The following is a 13,200-nucleotide window of genomic DNA, read 5'->3' as shown; positions in this document are numbered from 1 at the left end:
GCTACTTCGTTCGTTTAAATCTGCCGGTAAACAGGTGGTTCATCACCAGCGTTGTGATGTATGCGGCGACCTGCAGGTTTTGACGAGGGTCATACGCCTTGATGTACAGGCCAAGCCGGTCGCATCGCTCAATGAGCCGCGCGAGCAACTGGTTCACCCGATACTTGCTTTCGTTGGTCCACTGAGACACGGCCTCTTCCAGTTCGCGGCGATGGTGCCGCAGATAGACAGAGGCTTTGACGTGCCCGCCCTCGGCGGCTGCGCCGAAGAGTTGCCGCAGGTCGTTATCATAAAAATCAGGAAATGATTCTTCATAAACCTTCCGCTTGCGAGCGTAGTAGGTTTTGAGCTTCACATTCAGGCAGTCGTAATCCGACGGGTCATAGGCGGGAGCAAGGGGAGGCACCTTCCCCGCCAGTGAACGCATCAGGGCATCGACGTATTCCAGCTTTTGCAACGCCTTCCAACCGCTGTAGCGCTTCCGCCAATCGTGATCGGGAGTCAGCCACACGGCAAAAGTTTCTGCGAAGTCCTCGTCCGGATGGCTTTGGGCGTACCAATCGTCCAGGTGAACAACGAAGCTTCGGCTGTAAGGGCGGGGGCGGTAGAACGAGGGAGTTTCGTTCGCCGAAGATCTGCCAAACGTCCGCTGCCAGCCGCGGGTGCGAAAAAACTGATACGCATACGCATAAGCATGGGCAGCCTCGTGCCGGATCAGTTTCATGAACCACTCTGCCGATTCGCCTTCAACGTCGAGCATGATCTTGCGCTCCAGCTGACGCAGACGGTCATGCGTCAGGAAGAAGGGAATGAAGATGGCTGGAACATTTACAGGAACAAACCATTCATCACCAATGTGGCAGCGCGGATGGAAGGACAGTCCCTTCGCTGAAAGCTCGGCATAAAGCTGCTGAATCAACGCTTCCAAGGGAGTTCCGTCCAGACGCAGTCCCAGTTGGGCGATGCGCTTCTCCAGCAACTGCTCGTCGCTGAGACTGGTCCAGTCGGAAACTTCCATTGAGTGAGACTAATCGAACGATGCAATCGCTCACAAGAACTGCCGTGCGCGGGATTGGACAGTCATCGCTTCCGCGTGCAAACTGAGGTCGTGATCACTGAAACCATTCGTCCGGATTCTCCGATGAGCGCGGTGCTGCAGGTTTATCCCGGGGCGCAACGCGCCTTGTTCCGCCGCTATCATATTGGCGGCTGCAGCAGTTGCGGGTTTCAGCCGAACGAGACCCTCGCCCAGGTTTGCGAACGCAATGGAAAACTCGACGTTGCCGAGGTTCTCGATCATATCCAGTCCAGCCACGAGCAGGATGCGCGGGTACTCGTGTCTGCGCAGGAACTCGCGCGCTTGCGTGAGGAAGATCCCTCACTGCGCCTCGTGGATGTGCGGTCGCGGGAAGAATTTGAAGCCGTTCACATCGAGGGTTCGCAGCTGCTTTCACAGGACCTGATGCGGGAGATCATGTCGGAAGGAACGAATACGCGACCGCTCGTGGTCATTGATCACCAGGGAAAAACGGGCTTGGATGCCGCGGCCTATTTCATGGGCCATGGACTGCAGAACGTGCGCTGCCTGCGCGGCGGAATCGACGCCTGGGCCCAAGATGTCGCGCCGGCGATGCGCCGCTATAAACTTGGTTGAGCCGCTGCCAACTCAAAGAACATGAACGAAACTCTTCAGAAAAGGATCCAGGACCTGCTGGCGAATCCGCAGAACATGGGCGAGCTCGCGAATGCGGACGCCATTGGAACCGTGGGCAGCTCGGACTGCGGCGAGATGTTGCGCCTGTGGGTGAAGTTCAAGGAACAAAACGGACGGAAGGTAATTGATCGCGCGACTTTTCAATCTTTCGGCTGCGAAACCGCCATTGCCGTCGCGAGCCTCGCGACCGAACTGATCCGGGGCAAAACCGCGGAGGAAGCCCTTGCTCTAAAAACCGAGGAGCTTTCCGGCGAACTCGGGCCCTTGCCGCCGATGAAGATCCATTGTGCGCAGCTCGTTGAAGGCGCACTTCGCTCGGCTCTGGAACCTGCGAAGAACCTGCCGCCCACCCCGTCCCCCGCGAACGCTCCGACGTTGCTGGAGAGCTTTGCCCAGCCGAAAACCGGTCCCAAGATCGTTTTCCTCGACGAATCCAAAGGTTAAAACCCTGGATGGGTCTGCGGGCCTTGTGTCCCGTTGCGGGACACTGGACACACGAACGGGACACTCCGCGTCCGGATAAACACTCCCGCTCCCCGGGACAACCCTTGGTACCAGGCCTGCTGAATGACCGGCATGATCGCCGTTTTGATGCTCGTAGGATTGGTCGCTGCCGGACTTGTCATCGGTTATATCACCACAGCCAATGCGCCGGTTGGATTCCAGGATGAAAACGGATTCCATTTCGGCCCCGATCACAATCACGCACACGCCGAAGTGGAAGCAGCGGTGGGCCACCCACATCTGGCCTGATCCAACGACAATTGATTCTCCCGATGCGGCGTTCCGGATCCCGGACGCCGCATCTTTCATTTCCGGCGACGGTTTCTCAGTCCCTTCCAGCTGCGGCAATAAAGGGCCGCAGCTCCTCCATCAGCGTTTTGAACCGTTCGAGGGATACCTGCTGGGCGCCATCGCTCCAGGCCTCCGCCGGGTTGGGATGCACCTCAATGAGCAACGCATCCGCTCCCATCGCAACGGCACCCTTGCACATGGCAACGACCAGATCTGCGCGGCCGGCGCCCTGGCTGGGATCGATCACGATCGGGCAATGGCTCTCCTTTTTGATGATGGGAATCATCGACAGGTCCAAAGTATTGCGCGTGTAGGTCTCGAACGTACGAATGCCGCGTTCGCAGAACATGAGATTGCTATTCTCATTGGCGAGAATGTATTCGCCCGCGAGGAGCCATTCCTCGACCTTCATTGACAAACCCCGCTTCAGGAGCACCGGCTTGCCCGTTCGCGCTGCGGCGATGAGCAATTGGAAGTTTTGGGCGTTGCGCGCCCCGATCTGAATGATGTCCGTGTATTCAGCAACCATTTCGGCGTGGGCCTCGGACAACAGTTCGGTGATCACCGGCAACCCCGTCACGCGCCGCGCCTTGGCAAGGAGTTTCAGGCCCTTTTCTCCCAAGCCCTGGAATTCATAAGGCGAGGTGCGCGGCTTGAACGCACCGCCGCGCAGGACCGTTGCGCCCGCAGCCTTGACGGCTTCCGCGGTCGTCAGGAGCTGCTGTTCGTTCTCCACGGAGCAGGGGCCTGCCATGACCTGGAACTTCTTTCCGCCAATGATCTGGTCGCGCACCGCCACCGTCGAATCCGTCGGATGCGCTTCGCGGCTCACCAGCTTGTACCGCTTTTGAACCGGCATCACGCTCTCCACGAACTGTGGAAAGACGGACGCCAGCGTCTCGAGCGATCCCTGTTTCAATTCATCGCCGATGGCTCCCACGACGGTGCGCGCGATGCCGCGCATCACGTGAGGCCGGTAGCCGCGTTTGCGGATTTCGGCGAGAACGGTGGTTTCCTGCTTCCGCGTCAACCCTGGTTTGAGAACAATGATCATACATTCTTTCTTGCTGGCTGCAGGTCTCCACAAAAAAACCGCAGGTGGGGACCTGCGGCGGGTTAATTCAATGAACGTTCAACGCAATCGCAGGCAGGCAGGCAGCCCGGTAAAGTAATACCAGGCGAATCGACCGCTGCTGAAAAAGCTGCGATGCATGACGGGGGCCAGAGTAACAGCAGGAACACCCTCGTCAACCGCGGGATTTGTGCTGCCCTAGAGCTTGCCAAGACGCCGCAGTTCGGCCGAGAAGCCTTCCCGGAACGAAGCGTACTTCAACGGATAGCGCAGTTCCTCCTTAAGTTTGCGATTCGAAACCCGCTTGTTTGTGGCAGCGCGCCGACGACCGGTTAGCACGCCTGCCTTTTGCGGCGGCTGAGGCAATGTTTCTGATAACCACCTGAACACCGTTCGCTGCGTGGCCGGTTCGTCATCGGAAACATTCACCGTCGACCCATCCACGCCTCGCTCGAGCGTTGCGATGATTGCGCCCACCACATCGGTGAGATGAACCATGTTGAGGAAACGGTCTGACGATTCATCGAAAGGTTCGCCCGCGAGATACTGCTTCAACCAATATCCACGGCCGGGTCCATAGATCCCGGAAAGCCGCAGCACGATCGCCGGAAAAAATCGTGCATTCCACGCCCTCCGGAGCAGGTCTTCGGCTTCGATGAGGATTCGGCCGGCTTCAGATACAGGCTCGGCTGGGTCGGTCTCGCTGACCCACGAGCCATCCTCCTGGCCGTATACACTTGTGCTGCTGGTATAAACGAAACGTTTCGGAGGCGCGGCCTCCAGCCAGGAAAGGAGATTGCGTGTGCTTTCCAAATATGTGCGGCGATACTCCTCGCTTGTGCCGCGTTCGGCTCCAATGCAATTCACCACCCAGTCCCATTTCCGGGGAAGCGTTTGCAAATCCGCCAACTGCGTTGCATCACAGAACAGCGGTTGGATTCCATTGTCCGTGAGTTCCTTTTCCGACGACCGGCTTCGTCGCACCCCGCAGACAGAATGATCCCGTTGAGCCAGTTCGCGTCCGAGCGCAATTCCCGTGTACCCGCAGCCAATAATCAACACGCGCATGCAGGAGCGTTGCCCGATTTTTGAACCCTCAGCAAGGTCCTAAACTTTTTGTTTCGTGCGGAAAACGCTGTTAGGTTCCCCCCATGAACGCCAGCCCAGCCACGGGTCAAAACCCGCAACCCAGCGTTGGGGGCGCCTTCGCCCTGCCTGAATTGCTGGCACCGGCGGGGGATTGGGAATGCGCCAAGGCCGCGGTCGAGAATGGCGCGGACGCCATTTACTTTGGTCTCGACAAGTTCAACGCGAGGATGCGCGCCCAAAACTTCACGGAGGCTGATCTTCCCAAGCTCATGGAGTTTCTCCACCGCCGCGGTGTGCGGGGTTACGTCACAGTCAACACCCTGGTGTTCGAGAACGAACTCACAGATGCCGAGAGATATCTTCGCTGCATCATCGCTTCCGGGGTGGACGCCGCAATCGTCCAGGACGTTGGCATCTGCCGCTTGATCCGGGAGTTGTCGCCCGACTTTCCGATTCACGCGTCGACGCAGATGACGATTACCAGCGCAGCCGGAGTTCAGTTCGCGCGGGAACTGGGTTGCGAGCTCGTCGTGCTCGCACGCGAATGCTCCATCAAGGAGATCGAGCGGATCCAATCCACGTTAGCAGGCGCCAATGCTTCTCTTCCCCTTGAAGTGTTCGTGCATGGTGCATTGTGCGTTGCCTATTCCGGCCAATGCCTCACCAGCGAAGCGCTGGGCGGCCGATCTGCGAACCGCGGTGAATGCGCGCAGGCCTGCCGCATGCCGTATGAACTTGTTTCAGATGGAAAAACGGTGCCGCTCGGCGATCGCAAGTATTTGCTGAGTCCCCAGGATCTCGCGGGGTTGAACGTGCTTCCCGATCTGGTCCGCGCGGGCGTCGCCTCCCTCAAAATCGAGGGCCGCCTCAAATCACCCGAATACGTCGCGGCGATCACTCGCACGTATCGCGAGACGCTGGAAGAGTTGCGCGGTTCGTCAAACCCCGGAGGCGTATCTCCACAACGACCAGGCAAGGAACGGCAATACGCGGTTGAGATGGCGTTCAGCCGGGGCTTGTACACAGGGTGGTTTGGCGGAATCAATAATCAGAAACTCGTCCATGCAAGGTTTGGGAAGAAACGCGGCGTCTTCCTGGGCAGTGTCATTCGAGTGCTGCGCGACGGCGTTGTGCTGCAACTGGACGGCCCATTGAAGGCGGGCGATGGCATTGTGTTCGATGGCGGTCATCCTGAGGAAAGGGAGGAAGGAGGACGCGTCTTCGAGCTCCGAAACTCAAAGGCCGGGAACCGAAGCGAGGTTGAACTTCGGTTCGGCCATGGCGCAATTCAGTTCGACCGTGTGCATGTGGGGGACAAGGTGTGGAAGACGAGCGACCCGGAGCTGGACCGCCAGGTTCGACAGACATTTGCTGGCGAGACACCACAATTCCAGCGACCCATTCACATTGATGTTCATGGCGTCGCGGGCAAGCCACTGACGCTGGTCGCGCGGGATGAACTCGGAAACACGGCGCAGGTTGAATCTACGATGCCGCTGGTTGCGGCGGAGAAACAGCCCCTGAGCGTCCAGCGCCTGCGCGACCAACTTGGCCGCCTGGGCGGCACACCCTTTCTATTGGGCGAGTTGCAAAACCTTGTTCATGGCAATGTCATGCTGCCGGTCAGCGAACTGAATCGGCTTCGCCGCGACCTCGTGAGCGAGTTGGATCGGCTTCGCGCGCAACCCAAACGATGGCAGCTCAATCCTGCCCGAATTCCTGGAGACGCCCCTTCACGGCCTGCAGACACCGCGCGCAGCTCGGCTGACCTGGTTGTTCTCGTTCGAAATTTAGAGCAATTGGAAATCGCGCTTGAGTGCGGGACGCGCATTGTTTATTGCGACTTCGAGAATCCCAAAAAGTATCGCGACGCCGTGACCCTCTTTCACACGGCGCATGGATGCGCTTCATCGAGCAGGGAACCTCACCCTGCGATCTTCGTGGCGCCGCCTCGAATTTTCAAAACCGGGGAAGAATGGACGCTCGAGCAGGTGCGTTCCAGCAACGCGGATGGTTATCTTGTCCGGAACTACGACCACTTGAAGTTCTTTGCCGGCAAGCCGCTCGTCGGCGACTTTTCGCTGAACGTGGCGAATCACCTTGCCGCGGATTATTTTAAGAACCGTTTTAACCTCGAACGCGTCACCGCCTCCTACGATCTGAACTACGCGCAACTGGAAGCATTGTTGGAGTCGTGTCCGCCCGAATGGTTGGAAGTCACAATCCACCAGCACATGCCGATGTTTCACATGGAGCACTGCGTCTTCTGCGCGTTCCTGTCCGCAGGAACCGATTATCACAACTGCGGTCGGCCATGTGACGTCCACGACGTCAAACTGCGCGATCGGGTCGGAGCAGAACATCCGCTGAAGGCCGATGTGGGTTGCCGCAATACAGTGTTCAACGCGATGGCGCAAACGGGGGCCGAGTATGTCGATAAAATGCTGGCGCTCGGGCTTCGCAAGTTCCGGATCGAATTTCTGAATGAAAGTCCCGGGGAAGTTCGGCAAACGATTGGGAGGTATCGGCAGTTGTTGAGGGGTGAAATCACTGGATCGCAGTTGTGGCGCGATTTGAAAGTGATGAATCAACTCGGAGTCACGCGCGGACAAATTCGCGGCGCAGCGCAGGGTTGACCTGTTCGCTTCATCCCCGCCTCACTGCTGCCAGCTGCTTCGCCAGCCGAATCGCGGCAACCATGCTGGATGGTTCCGCAATGCCCCTGCCCGCGATATCATAGGCTGTGCCGTGGTCGGGTGACGTGCGCACGAATGGCAATCCCAAGGTCCAGTTCACACCGCTGTCGAATGCAACCATCTTCAAGGGTGCAAGGCCCTGGTCGTGATACATTGCGACCACCGCATCGCAGTTTCCTTTCAACGCTCCATGGAACAATGTGTCGGCACTGACCGGGCCCACGACGTCCAAGCCACGAGCCCGGCACGCTGCCACCGCGGGCCCGACAACAAGGAGTTCTTCGTCGCCGATTTTCCCACCTTCCCCCGCATGCGGGTTTAAGCCGCAAACGGCGACTCGCGCGCGCGGCAGGCCGAGGTCGCGGCACGCCGCAGACGCGCGGTCGATTGCCAATTCCACCTTTGCCTGCGTGATCGCCTGAGCCACGTTCCTTATGGCGAGATGCGTCGTAACCAACGCCACCCGCAGCCATCTCCCGCGGTCATCGTGGCCCAGCAACATCATGACGGTGTTCTGCACGCCCGCGAGATTCGAAAGATATTCGGTCTGTCCGACGAAGTTAATTCCTGCCCGGATGATCGCCTCCTTGTTGACTGGCGCAGTCACCATGCCGTCGAGTTCGCCTCGCAGACAAAGTTCCCCTGCATGACGAACCCATGCGATTGCGGCTGTTGCGGCCGCGGCTGCTCCCGGCGTCAAGTGTTCAGGTAAAGGTTCAGCAACGGGATCATGAATCGCAACGCGCGGAATGGTTCCGGCCAGGGGGACATTGCCAAGGTCAATGCCGGTCTTGAGGACGTCATTCAACCGGCTGACAACAGCGGTATCGCCGACGATCAGGTAGCTGGCGCTGTCACGCGGCAATTCCTCGGCCAGCGCCTTGAGGGTGACTTCCGGCCCAATGCCTGTGACGTCGCCCAGCGAGATGCCGATTCTCATCGCCTTACTGGAAGTAGCGAACGAAGGTCTTCTTCTTGAGGCGATCGTGCCATTGCCTCTGAACGCGATCACGTTGCTCGGCAATGAGCGTCTTCTCAATTGTTTCGCGGACGTCGTTCAACGGACGGATATGCGCAGAGCGCCGGTCTTCCACGAGCATCAAATAGCAAGCTTCCGGCGTTTCAATGATTTCGCTGCGCTGGCCAGCCCGCAATGAGAATGCGGCATCGGCCAGTTCCTTGCGCAGGACCGAGCGTTCCACCCAATCCCAAGCGCCGCCCTGATTTCGCCGGGCGTCCTGCGAATACAGCGACGCCATTTCCGCGAACGAAGCGCCTTCGTTCAACTTCACCACGATTTCATCGGCAAGCTTTCTGGCCTGCTCGGTTTCGCCTGCCGGCTTGTTGAGGATGATCATCCGCAGCTTGACCTGTTCCTCCACCTTGAACTCATTCGTGTGCGAGAGGTAATACAGCTCAATCTTGTGTGGCGAGATCATCGTGGCATCAGCAACGTTCTTCAGGCGCATCTGCTCCACGATGAATTGATCTCGAATCTGCTGACGAAACTTTTCGAATGTGATTCCTTCCGCCTGAAGCGTTCGCGTAAGCGTGGCGCGGTTCCCGTAGCGGCTGCGAATGCGTTGCTGCACGTAGTCGTCAATCACGCTTTCAGGAAGGTTGTAGCCCGCGGATTCAAACTCGTGGAGAATGAGCTCGCGCTGGACAAGCGCCTCAGTGTTTTCATCGAGCACTTCCACAAGCCGCTTTTGAAACCCTTGCGGGTCGTTGCGGAACTGCCGCCTCAAATCGTCAATGAACGGCGCCGTGGCCTCCTCCACCTGCTGGTACGTGACCAGCGAGTCGTGGACGATCACCTTGATCCCGCCAGCAAGCTGCGGTTGCGGCGCGGCAGGTTGAGCGCGGCTGCACAAAGGCAGGGCGGCCAGGAGAAGTGCTAGCGAGAATCTCATTTGATCGCTGAGGAGTGTAACAGTGGCCCAAGTGCGGTCAAGCAGGTGCGCTCGATTCGAATGCGCCCCGAAGCCACACGGGTCCGCAGCACACGTTATAGAAGCCGGATCTGGGCGCGATCTTTGGCCAGCGATTCCGACAGGCTCGTGACGCGGCCATTGCGGCGTTCGATGATATGCTTGTCGACGGATGGGTCGTACTTCACCGGGTAATCGCCGTCATAGCATGCCATGCAGAAGTTCGTTCGAGGCAGCCCCGTGGCCTGCACCATTCCGTCCTGCGATAAATAGTGCAGCGAATCCGCATTGAGATACTTGCGAATGTCCTCGATGGAATAGTTCGCTGCCATCAGCTTGCTGCGATCCGGGAAATCAATGCCATATACGCACGGATTCATGTGAGGCGGACAGCTGACGAGCACGTGCACTTCCTTTGCCCCGGCCTGCTTGAGGCTGTTCACGCGAGTCTTGCAGGTCGTGCCGCGAACAATCGAATCGTCAACAACAATGACCCGCTTGCCCTTCACGAGTTCGCCAATGAGGTTCAGCTTAACGCGAACCGCAAAGTCCCGGATTAACTGTGACGGCTGCAGGAAGCTGCGGCCGACATAATGGTTCCTCACAAACGCCATCTCGTAGGGAATCCCCGATTCGAGCGAGTATCCCAGGGCGGCGCAGTTGCCGCTGTCGGGAACCGGGACGACAAGATCCGCCTCGATCGGATTTTCGCGGGCGAGCTGGCGTCCCATTTCGACACGGACACGATACACATTGCGGTTGGCAATCGTGCTGTCAGGCCGCGCGAAGTAGACATACTCGAAAATGCAAAACGCGCGGCGTTCATGTTCCGGAAAAGCCTGGATGGAGGTGAGCCCTTGCTCGTTGATGATAACCACTTCGCCGGGTTCAACATCGCGGACGAATTTCGCATGGATCAGGTCGAGCGCGCACGTTTCGCTCGCGAGCACCCACGCGTCGTCGAGTTTGCCGAGGCACAGCGGACGAAAGCCATGCGGGTCGCGCACGCCGATCATTTCCGTCTCGGTCATGATCACGAGTGAGTAGGCGCCCTCTATCTGGCGAACGGCGTGCACGAGATGATTGCCGCCTCCATTGAAGCTCGGCTGCGCCATCAGGTGCAGAATGATCTCGCTGTCCACTGTGGTTTGAAAAATGGAACCTCGCGCCTCAAGCTCCTCCCGCAATTGTGCCGCGTTCGTGAGGTTGCCGTTATGTGCGATCGCGATCTGTCCTCGCGCACAATCAACCGTCAAGGGTTGCGCGTTGCGCAGGTGCGATGATCCGGTTGTCGAGTATCGCGTATGGCCAATCGCCATCGTGCCAACAAGCCCGTGCAGGATTTCGCCATTGAAAATCTGCGGCACCAGTCCCATGCCCCGGTGGACGCGGAACGTCCTGCCATCCGACGATACAATCCCAGCGCTTTCCTGGCCGCGGTGCTGGAGTGCGTAGAGCCCGTAGTAGGTCAACTCTGCCGCGTTCGGATGGCCGAAAATCCCGAAGACGCCACAATAATGTTTGGGATGATACTGCATTAACTGCTCATCGCGCGCGCAATAGCATTCCACCAGAGGTCGTGCAGGTCGCGCAATTCGCCTGACAACGTTAACTCACGTGCTTTGATTTGCAATTCGGCACCGCCCACGGTTCCGATCCTCCACGCTGGGACGCCAAGAATCTTCGCCTGCGCGAGCACCTTGCCCGCGTTCACGGCCGAAGTGGAAATGACGATGCGGCCTTGGGTCTCGCCAAAGAGCAGGGCGTCGATTCTCGAGCGAGTGCCGGCCTTATCCGTTGCCGCGGCGATTTCGGAAAGATCGATGGTGGCCCCGATGAGCCGCGGCGTATCGCGCGCAATTTGCTGTGAGATACAACCCTCAGCGAGCGCAACCGCGAGGCCGCCATCGCTGCAATCATGGGCGCTCTTCACAGCTCCGGATTGGATCAATGCGCGGAGTGCAAGGTGCACTTCCTTTTCCCGGTCCAGATCGCACCTCGGCGGTGTTCCGTTCTTCGTCGCGTGAATGACCTGGAGGTACGCGCTCCCTCCCAGTCCTTGCAGCGGATCAGCCGAGTCCAACGCTTGGCCAAGGAGAATGACCGCATCACCCTCGTCCTTGAACCACTGGGTCGTGACGTATTCCGGCTTTTCGATGAGTCCGACCACCGCAACGGTCGGCGTCGGATCGATGGGGCCGGAAGGATTTTGATTATAGAGGGAGCAATTGCCGCCTGTGACGGGTGCATTGAACGCGCGACATCCCTCCGCCAGCCCGCGAACGCTTTCCTTGATCTGCCAGAAGAGTTCCGGCTTGTGCGGGTTCGCCATGTTGAGGTTATCAGTCGCGCCCAGCGGAATTGCGCCCGAGCACGCCAGATTCCGGCAAGCCTCGGCGACAGCAATCTTTCCCCCCTCATAGGGATCCAGATACACGTAAACGCCGTTGCAATCGACCGACATGGCAACAAGCTTTTCGGGAACCGTTTTGCCGTTGCACGACTCGGGGAGGGAATCGCCCTTGATGCGAATCACCGCCGCGTCACTACCCGGCCCAACAACGGAGCCATCCCGCACCATGTGATCGTATTGGCGATAAACCCAATTCTTGGAAGCGATGCTCGGCCAGGCCAGGAGCTTTCTGAGGTTCTCCAACGGCTCCTGCGTATCGGCAATTCCGTCGAGGCGGAAAGCGCGCACCGCTTTCAAATACGCTGGCTCCTGCGCATCGCGATGATACACGGGTGATTCGTCCGCGATTTTCTTGGCCGGAATATCGGCAACGACCCGGCCGTGATGCTTCACGACCATGCGGCCAGTGTCGGTGACAGTGCCAACCTCGGACCAGGGGAGATCCCATTTGTCGAAGATGCGCTTAACTTCCTCTTCGCGGCCCTTGTGCACAATGATGAGCATGCGTTCTTGCGATTCAGAAAGCATGATTTCGTAGCTGCTCATGTTCGGCGCCCGCTGAGGAACCTTGTCGAGTTCAATCTCGATCCCGGTCCCCGCACGCGCCGCGGTTTCGCAAGTGGAACAGGTCAGGCCCGCGGCGCCCATGTCCTGAATTCCAGCGACCGCTCCCGTGGCGAGAAGCTCGAGGCACGCTTCGCACACCAGCTTTTCCATGAACGGATCACCCACCTGCACCGCGCCGCGCTGTTGCTCCGCTGATTCCTCAGTCAGGTCCTGCGAGGCAAATGCGGCACCCGCCAATCCATCGCGGCCAGTCGCAGGGCCGACATAAAACACGGGATTGCCAATGCCTTTGGCCGCGCCGCGGGCGATCTGGTCGTGGCGCAACACACCCAGGCAGAACGCATTGACGAGCGGATTGCCCTCGTAACTCTTGTCGAAATACACCTCGCCAGCGATGGTCGGGATTCCAAAACAATTCCCGTAGTGCGCAATGCCCGCAACCACGCCTGCGAATAGGCGTCGATTGTTCGCGGTCGCCGAACTGGCCTGCTCGCCTGAATCCGTAATGGGGCCAAACCGCAGCGAGTTCACCGCGCAAACCGGACGGGCGCCCATCGTGAAAATATCGCGAACGATTCCGCCAACGCCCGTTGCAGCTCCCTGGAACGGCTCCACCGCGCTTGGGTGATTATGGGATTCTATCTTGAACGCGATCGCCAGGCCGTCCCCGATGTCAATGATGCCCGCGTTTTCCTCGCCGGCGCCCACGAGGATTTTCGGTGATTTGGTGGGGAACGTTTTAAGGAGCGGCCGTGTGTTTTTGTAGCTGCAATGCTCGCTCCACATGACCGAGAAAATGCCGAGCTCGGTGTAGCTGGGTTCGCGGCCGCCGAGGATTTCCCTGGCGTGCGCGTATTCTTCCGCAGTCAGGTTATGTTTGGCGACCAGCTCAGGGGTAATCGCGGGTTCGGTCATTGCGGGAA

The 13,200-nt window shown here is 58.8% G+C and carries 11 protein-coding genes; 4 read left to right on the top strand and 7 right to left on the bottom strand.

What is annotated here, in order from left to right:
• Nucleotide 1: 1 nt before the first annotated feature.
• Nucleotides 2-1,018, bottom strand: coding sequence for a hypothetical protein (locus tag VEH04_13910; protein HYG23874.1), 1,017 nt, complete (start codon nucleotides 1,016-1,018; stop codon nucleotides 2-4).
• 90 nt (nucleotides 1,019-1,108) lie between these two features.
• Here VEH04_13910 and VEH04_13905 point away from each other — a divergent pair, with 90 nt between their 5' ends.
• The 3 genes from VEH04_13905 (at nucleotide 1,109) to VEH04_13895 (ending at nucleotide 2,467) form a co-directional block, all read left to right on the top strand.
• Nucleotides 1,109-1,654, top strand: a complete 546-nt coding sequence (locus tag VEH04_13905; GenBank protein HYG23873.1) for a rhodanese-like domain-containing protein — start codon at nucleotides 1,109-1,111, stop codon at nucleotides 1,652-1,654.
• A gap of 21 nt (nucleotides 1,655-1,675) precedes the next feature.
• A complete protein-coding gene (locus tag VEH04_13900; protein HYG23872.1) occupies nucleotides 1,676-2,158 on the top strand; it encodes an iron-sulfur cluster assembly scaffold protein in 483 nt (160 codons plus the stop codon).
• 132 nt (nucleotides 2,159-2,290) lie between these two features.
• Entirely contained in the window at nucleotides 2,291-2,467 is a 177-nt protein-coding gene (locus VEH04_13895; protein ID HYG23871.1) for a hypothetical protein, read from the top strand.
• Between the two features lie 76 nt (nucleotides 2,468-2,543).
• On the opposite strand, the gene aroF is transcribed toward VEH04_13895, so the two are convergent.
• The gene (aroF, locus tag VEH04_13890; protein HYG23870.1) at nucleotides 2,544-3,563 is read right to left on the bottom strand and encodes a 3-deoxy-7-phosphoheptulonate synthase; all 1,020 of its coding nucleotides are present in this window, start codon (nucleotides 3,561-3,563) and stop codon (nucleotides 2,544-2,546) included.
• Between the two features lie 216 nt (nucleotides 3,564-3,779).
• A complete protein-coding gene (locus tag VEH04_13885) occupies nucleotides 3,780-4,649 on the bottom strand; it encodes an SDR family oxidoreductase (GenBank protein HYG23869.1) in 870 nt (289 codons plus the stop codon).
• A gap of 83 nt (nucleotides 4,650-4,732) precedes the next feature.
• Between VEH04_13885 and VEH04_13880 the strand changes: the two genes are divergently transcribed.
• Nucleotides 4,733-7,306: a DUF3656 domain-containing protein gene (locus tag VEH04_13880; protein ID HYG23868.1), complete on the top strand. Its 2,574-nt coding sequence runs from the start codon at nucleotides 4,733-4,735 to the stop codon at nucleotides 7,304-7,306.
• Between the two features lie 10 nt (nucleotides 7,307-7,316).
• On the opposite strand, the gene pdxA is transcribed toward VEH04_13880, so the two are convergent.
• The 4 genes from pdxA to purL form a co-directional block, all read right to left on the bottom strand.
• Nucleotides 7,317-8,306, bottom strand: a complete 990-nt coding sequence (gene pdxA, locus VEH04_13875) for a 4-hydroxythreonine-4-phosphate dehydrogenase PdxA (protein ID HYG23867.1) — start codon at nucleotides 8,304-8,306, stop codon at nucleotides 7,317-7,319.
• Between the two features lie 4 nt (nucleotides 8,307-8,310).
• The gene (locus tag VEH04_13870; GenBank protein ID HYG23866.1) at nucleotides 8,311-9,279 is read right to left on the bottom strand and encodes a peptidylprolyl isomerase; all 969 of its coding nucleotides are present in this window, start codon (nucleotides 9,277-9,279) and stop codon (nucleotides 8,311-8,313) included.
• A gap of 95 nt (nucleotides 9,280-9,374) precedes the next feature.
• On the bottom strand, nucleotides 9,375-10,835 hold the full coding sequence (gene purF, locus VEH04_13865; protein HYG23865.1) for an amidophosphoribosyltransferase: 1,461 nt from the start codon (nucleotides 10,833-10,835) through the stop codon (nucleotides 9,375-9,377).
• A complete protein-coding gene (gene purL / locus VEH04_13860) occupies nucleotides 10,835-13,192 on the bottom strand; it encodes a phosphoribosylformylglycinamidine synthase subunit PurL (protein HYG23864.1) in 2,358 nt (785 codons plus the stop codon). Before purL ends, purF begins: the two co-directional genes overlap by 1 nt.
• Nucleotides 13,193-13,200: the final 8 nt, after the last annotated feature.

This window comes from Verrucomicrobiia bacterium, from assembly GCA_035629175.1.
In the GTDB taxonomy this organism is placed as follows: Bacteria; Verrucomicrobiota; Verrucomicrobiia; order Limisphaerales; family DASXHY01; genus DASXHY01.
The sequence above is the reverse complement of the archived record's forward strand: the minus strand, read 5'-3'. Positions and strand labels throughout refer to the sequence as shown.

What these genes read in the sequence shown, in the direction of transcription:
- pdxA (HYG23867.1), bottom strand. Translation starts at nt 8,306, where the DNA reads ATGAGAATCGGCATCTCGCTGGGCGACGTCACAGGCATTGGGCCGGAA.
- purL (HYG23864.1), bottom strand. Translation starts at nt 13,192, where the DNA reads ATGACCGAACCCGCGATTACCCCTGAGCTGGTCGCCAAACATAACCTG.
- VEH04_13870 (HYG23866.1), bottom strand. Translation starts at nt 9,279, where the DNA reads ATGAGATTCTCGCTAGCACTTCTCCTGGCCGCCCTGCCTTTGTGCAGC.
- aroF (HYG23870.1), bottom strand. Translation starts at nt 3,563, where the DNA reads ATGATCATTGTTCTCAAACCAGGGTTGACGCGGAAGCAGGAAACCACC.
- VEH04_13880 (HYG23868.1), top strand. Translation starts at nt 4,733, where the DNA reads ATGAACGCCAGCCCAGCCACGGGTCAAAACCCGCAACCCAGCGTTGGG.
- VEH04_13900 (HYG23872.1), top strand. Translation starts at nt 1,676, where the DNA reads ATGAACGAAACTCTTCAGAAAAGGATCCAGGACCTGCTGGCGAATCCG.
- VEH04_13885 (HYG23869.1), bottom strand. Translation starts at nt 4,649, where the DNA reads ATGCGCGTGTTGATTATTGGCTGCGGGTACACGGGAATTGCGCTCGGA.
- VEH04_13910 (HYG23874.1), bottom strand. Translation starts at nt 1,018, where the DNA reads ATGGAAGTTTCCGACTGGACCAGTCTCAGCGACGAGCAGTTGCTGGAG.
- VEH04_13895 (HYG23871.1), top strand. Translation starts at nt 2,291, where the DNA reads ATGATCGCCGTTTTGATGCTCGTAGGATTGGTCGCTGCCGGACTTGTC.
- purF (HYG23865.1), bottom strand. Translation starts at nt 10,835, where the DNA reads ATGCAGTATCATCCCAAACATTATTGTGGCGTCTTCGGGATTTTCGGC.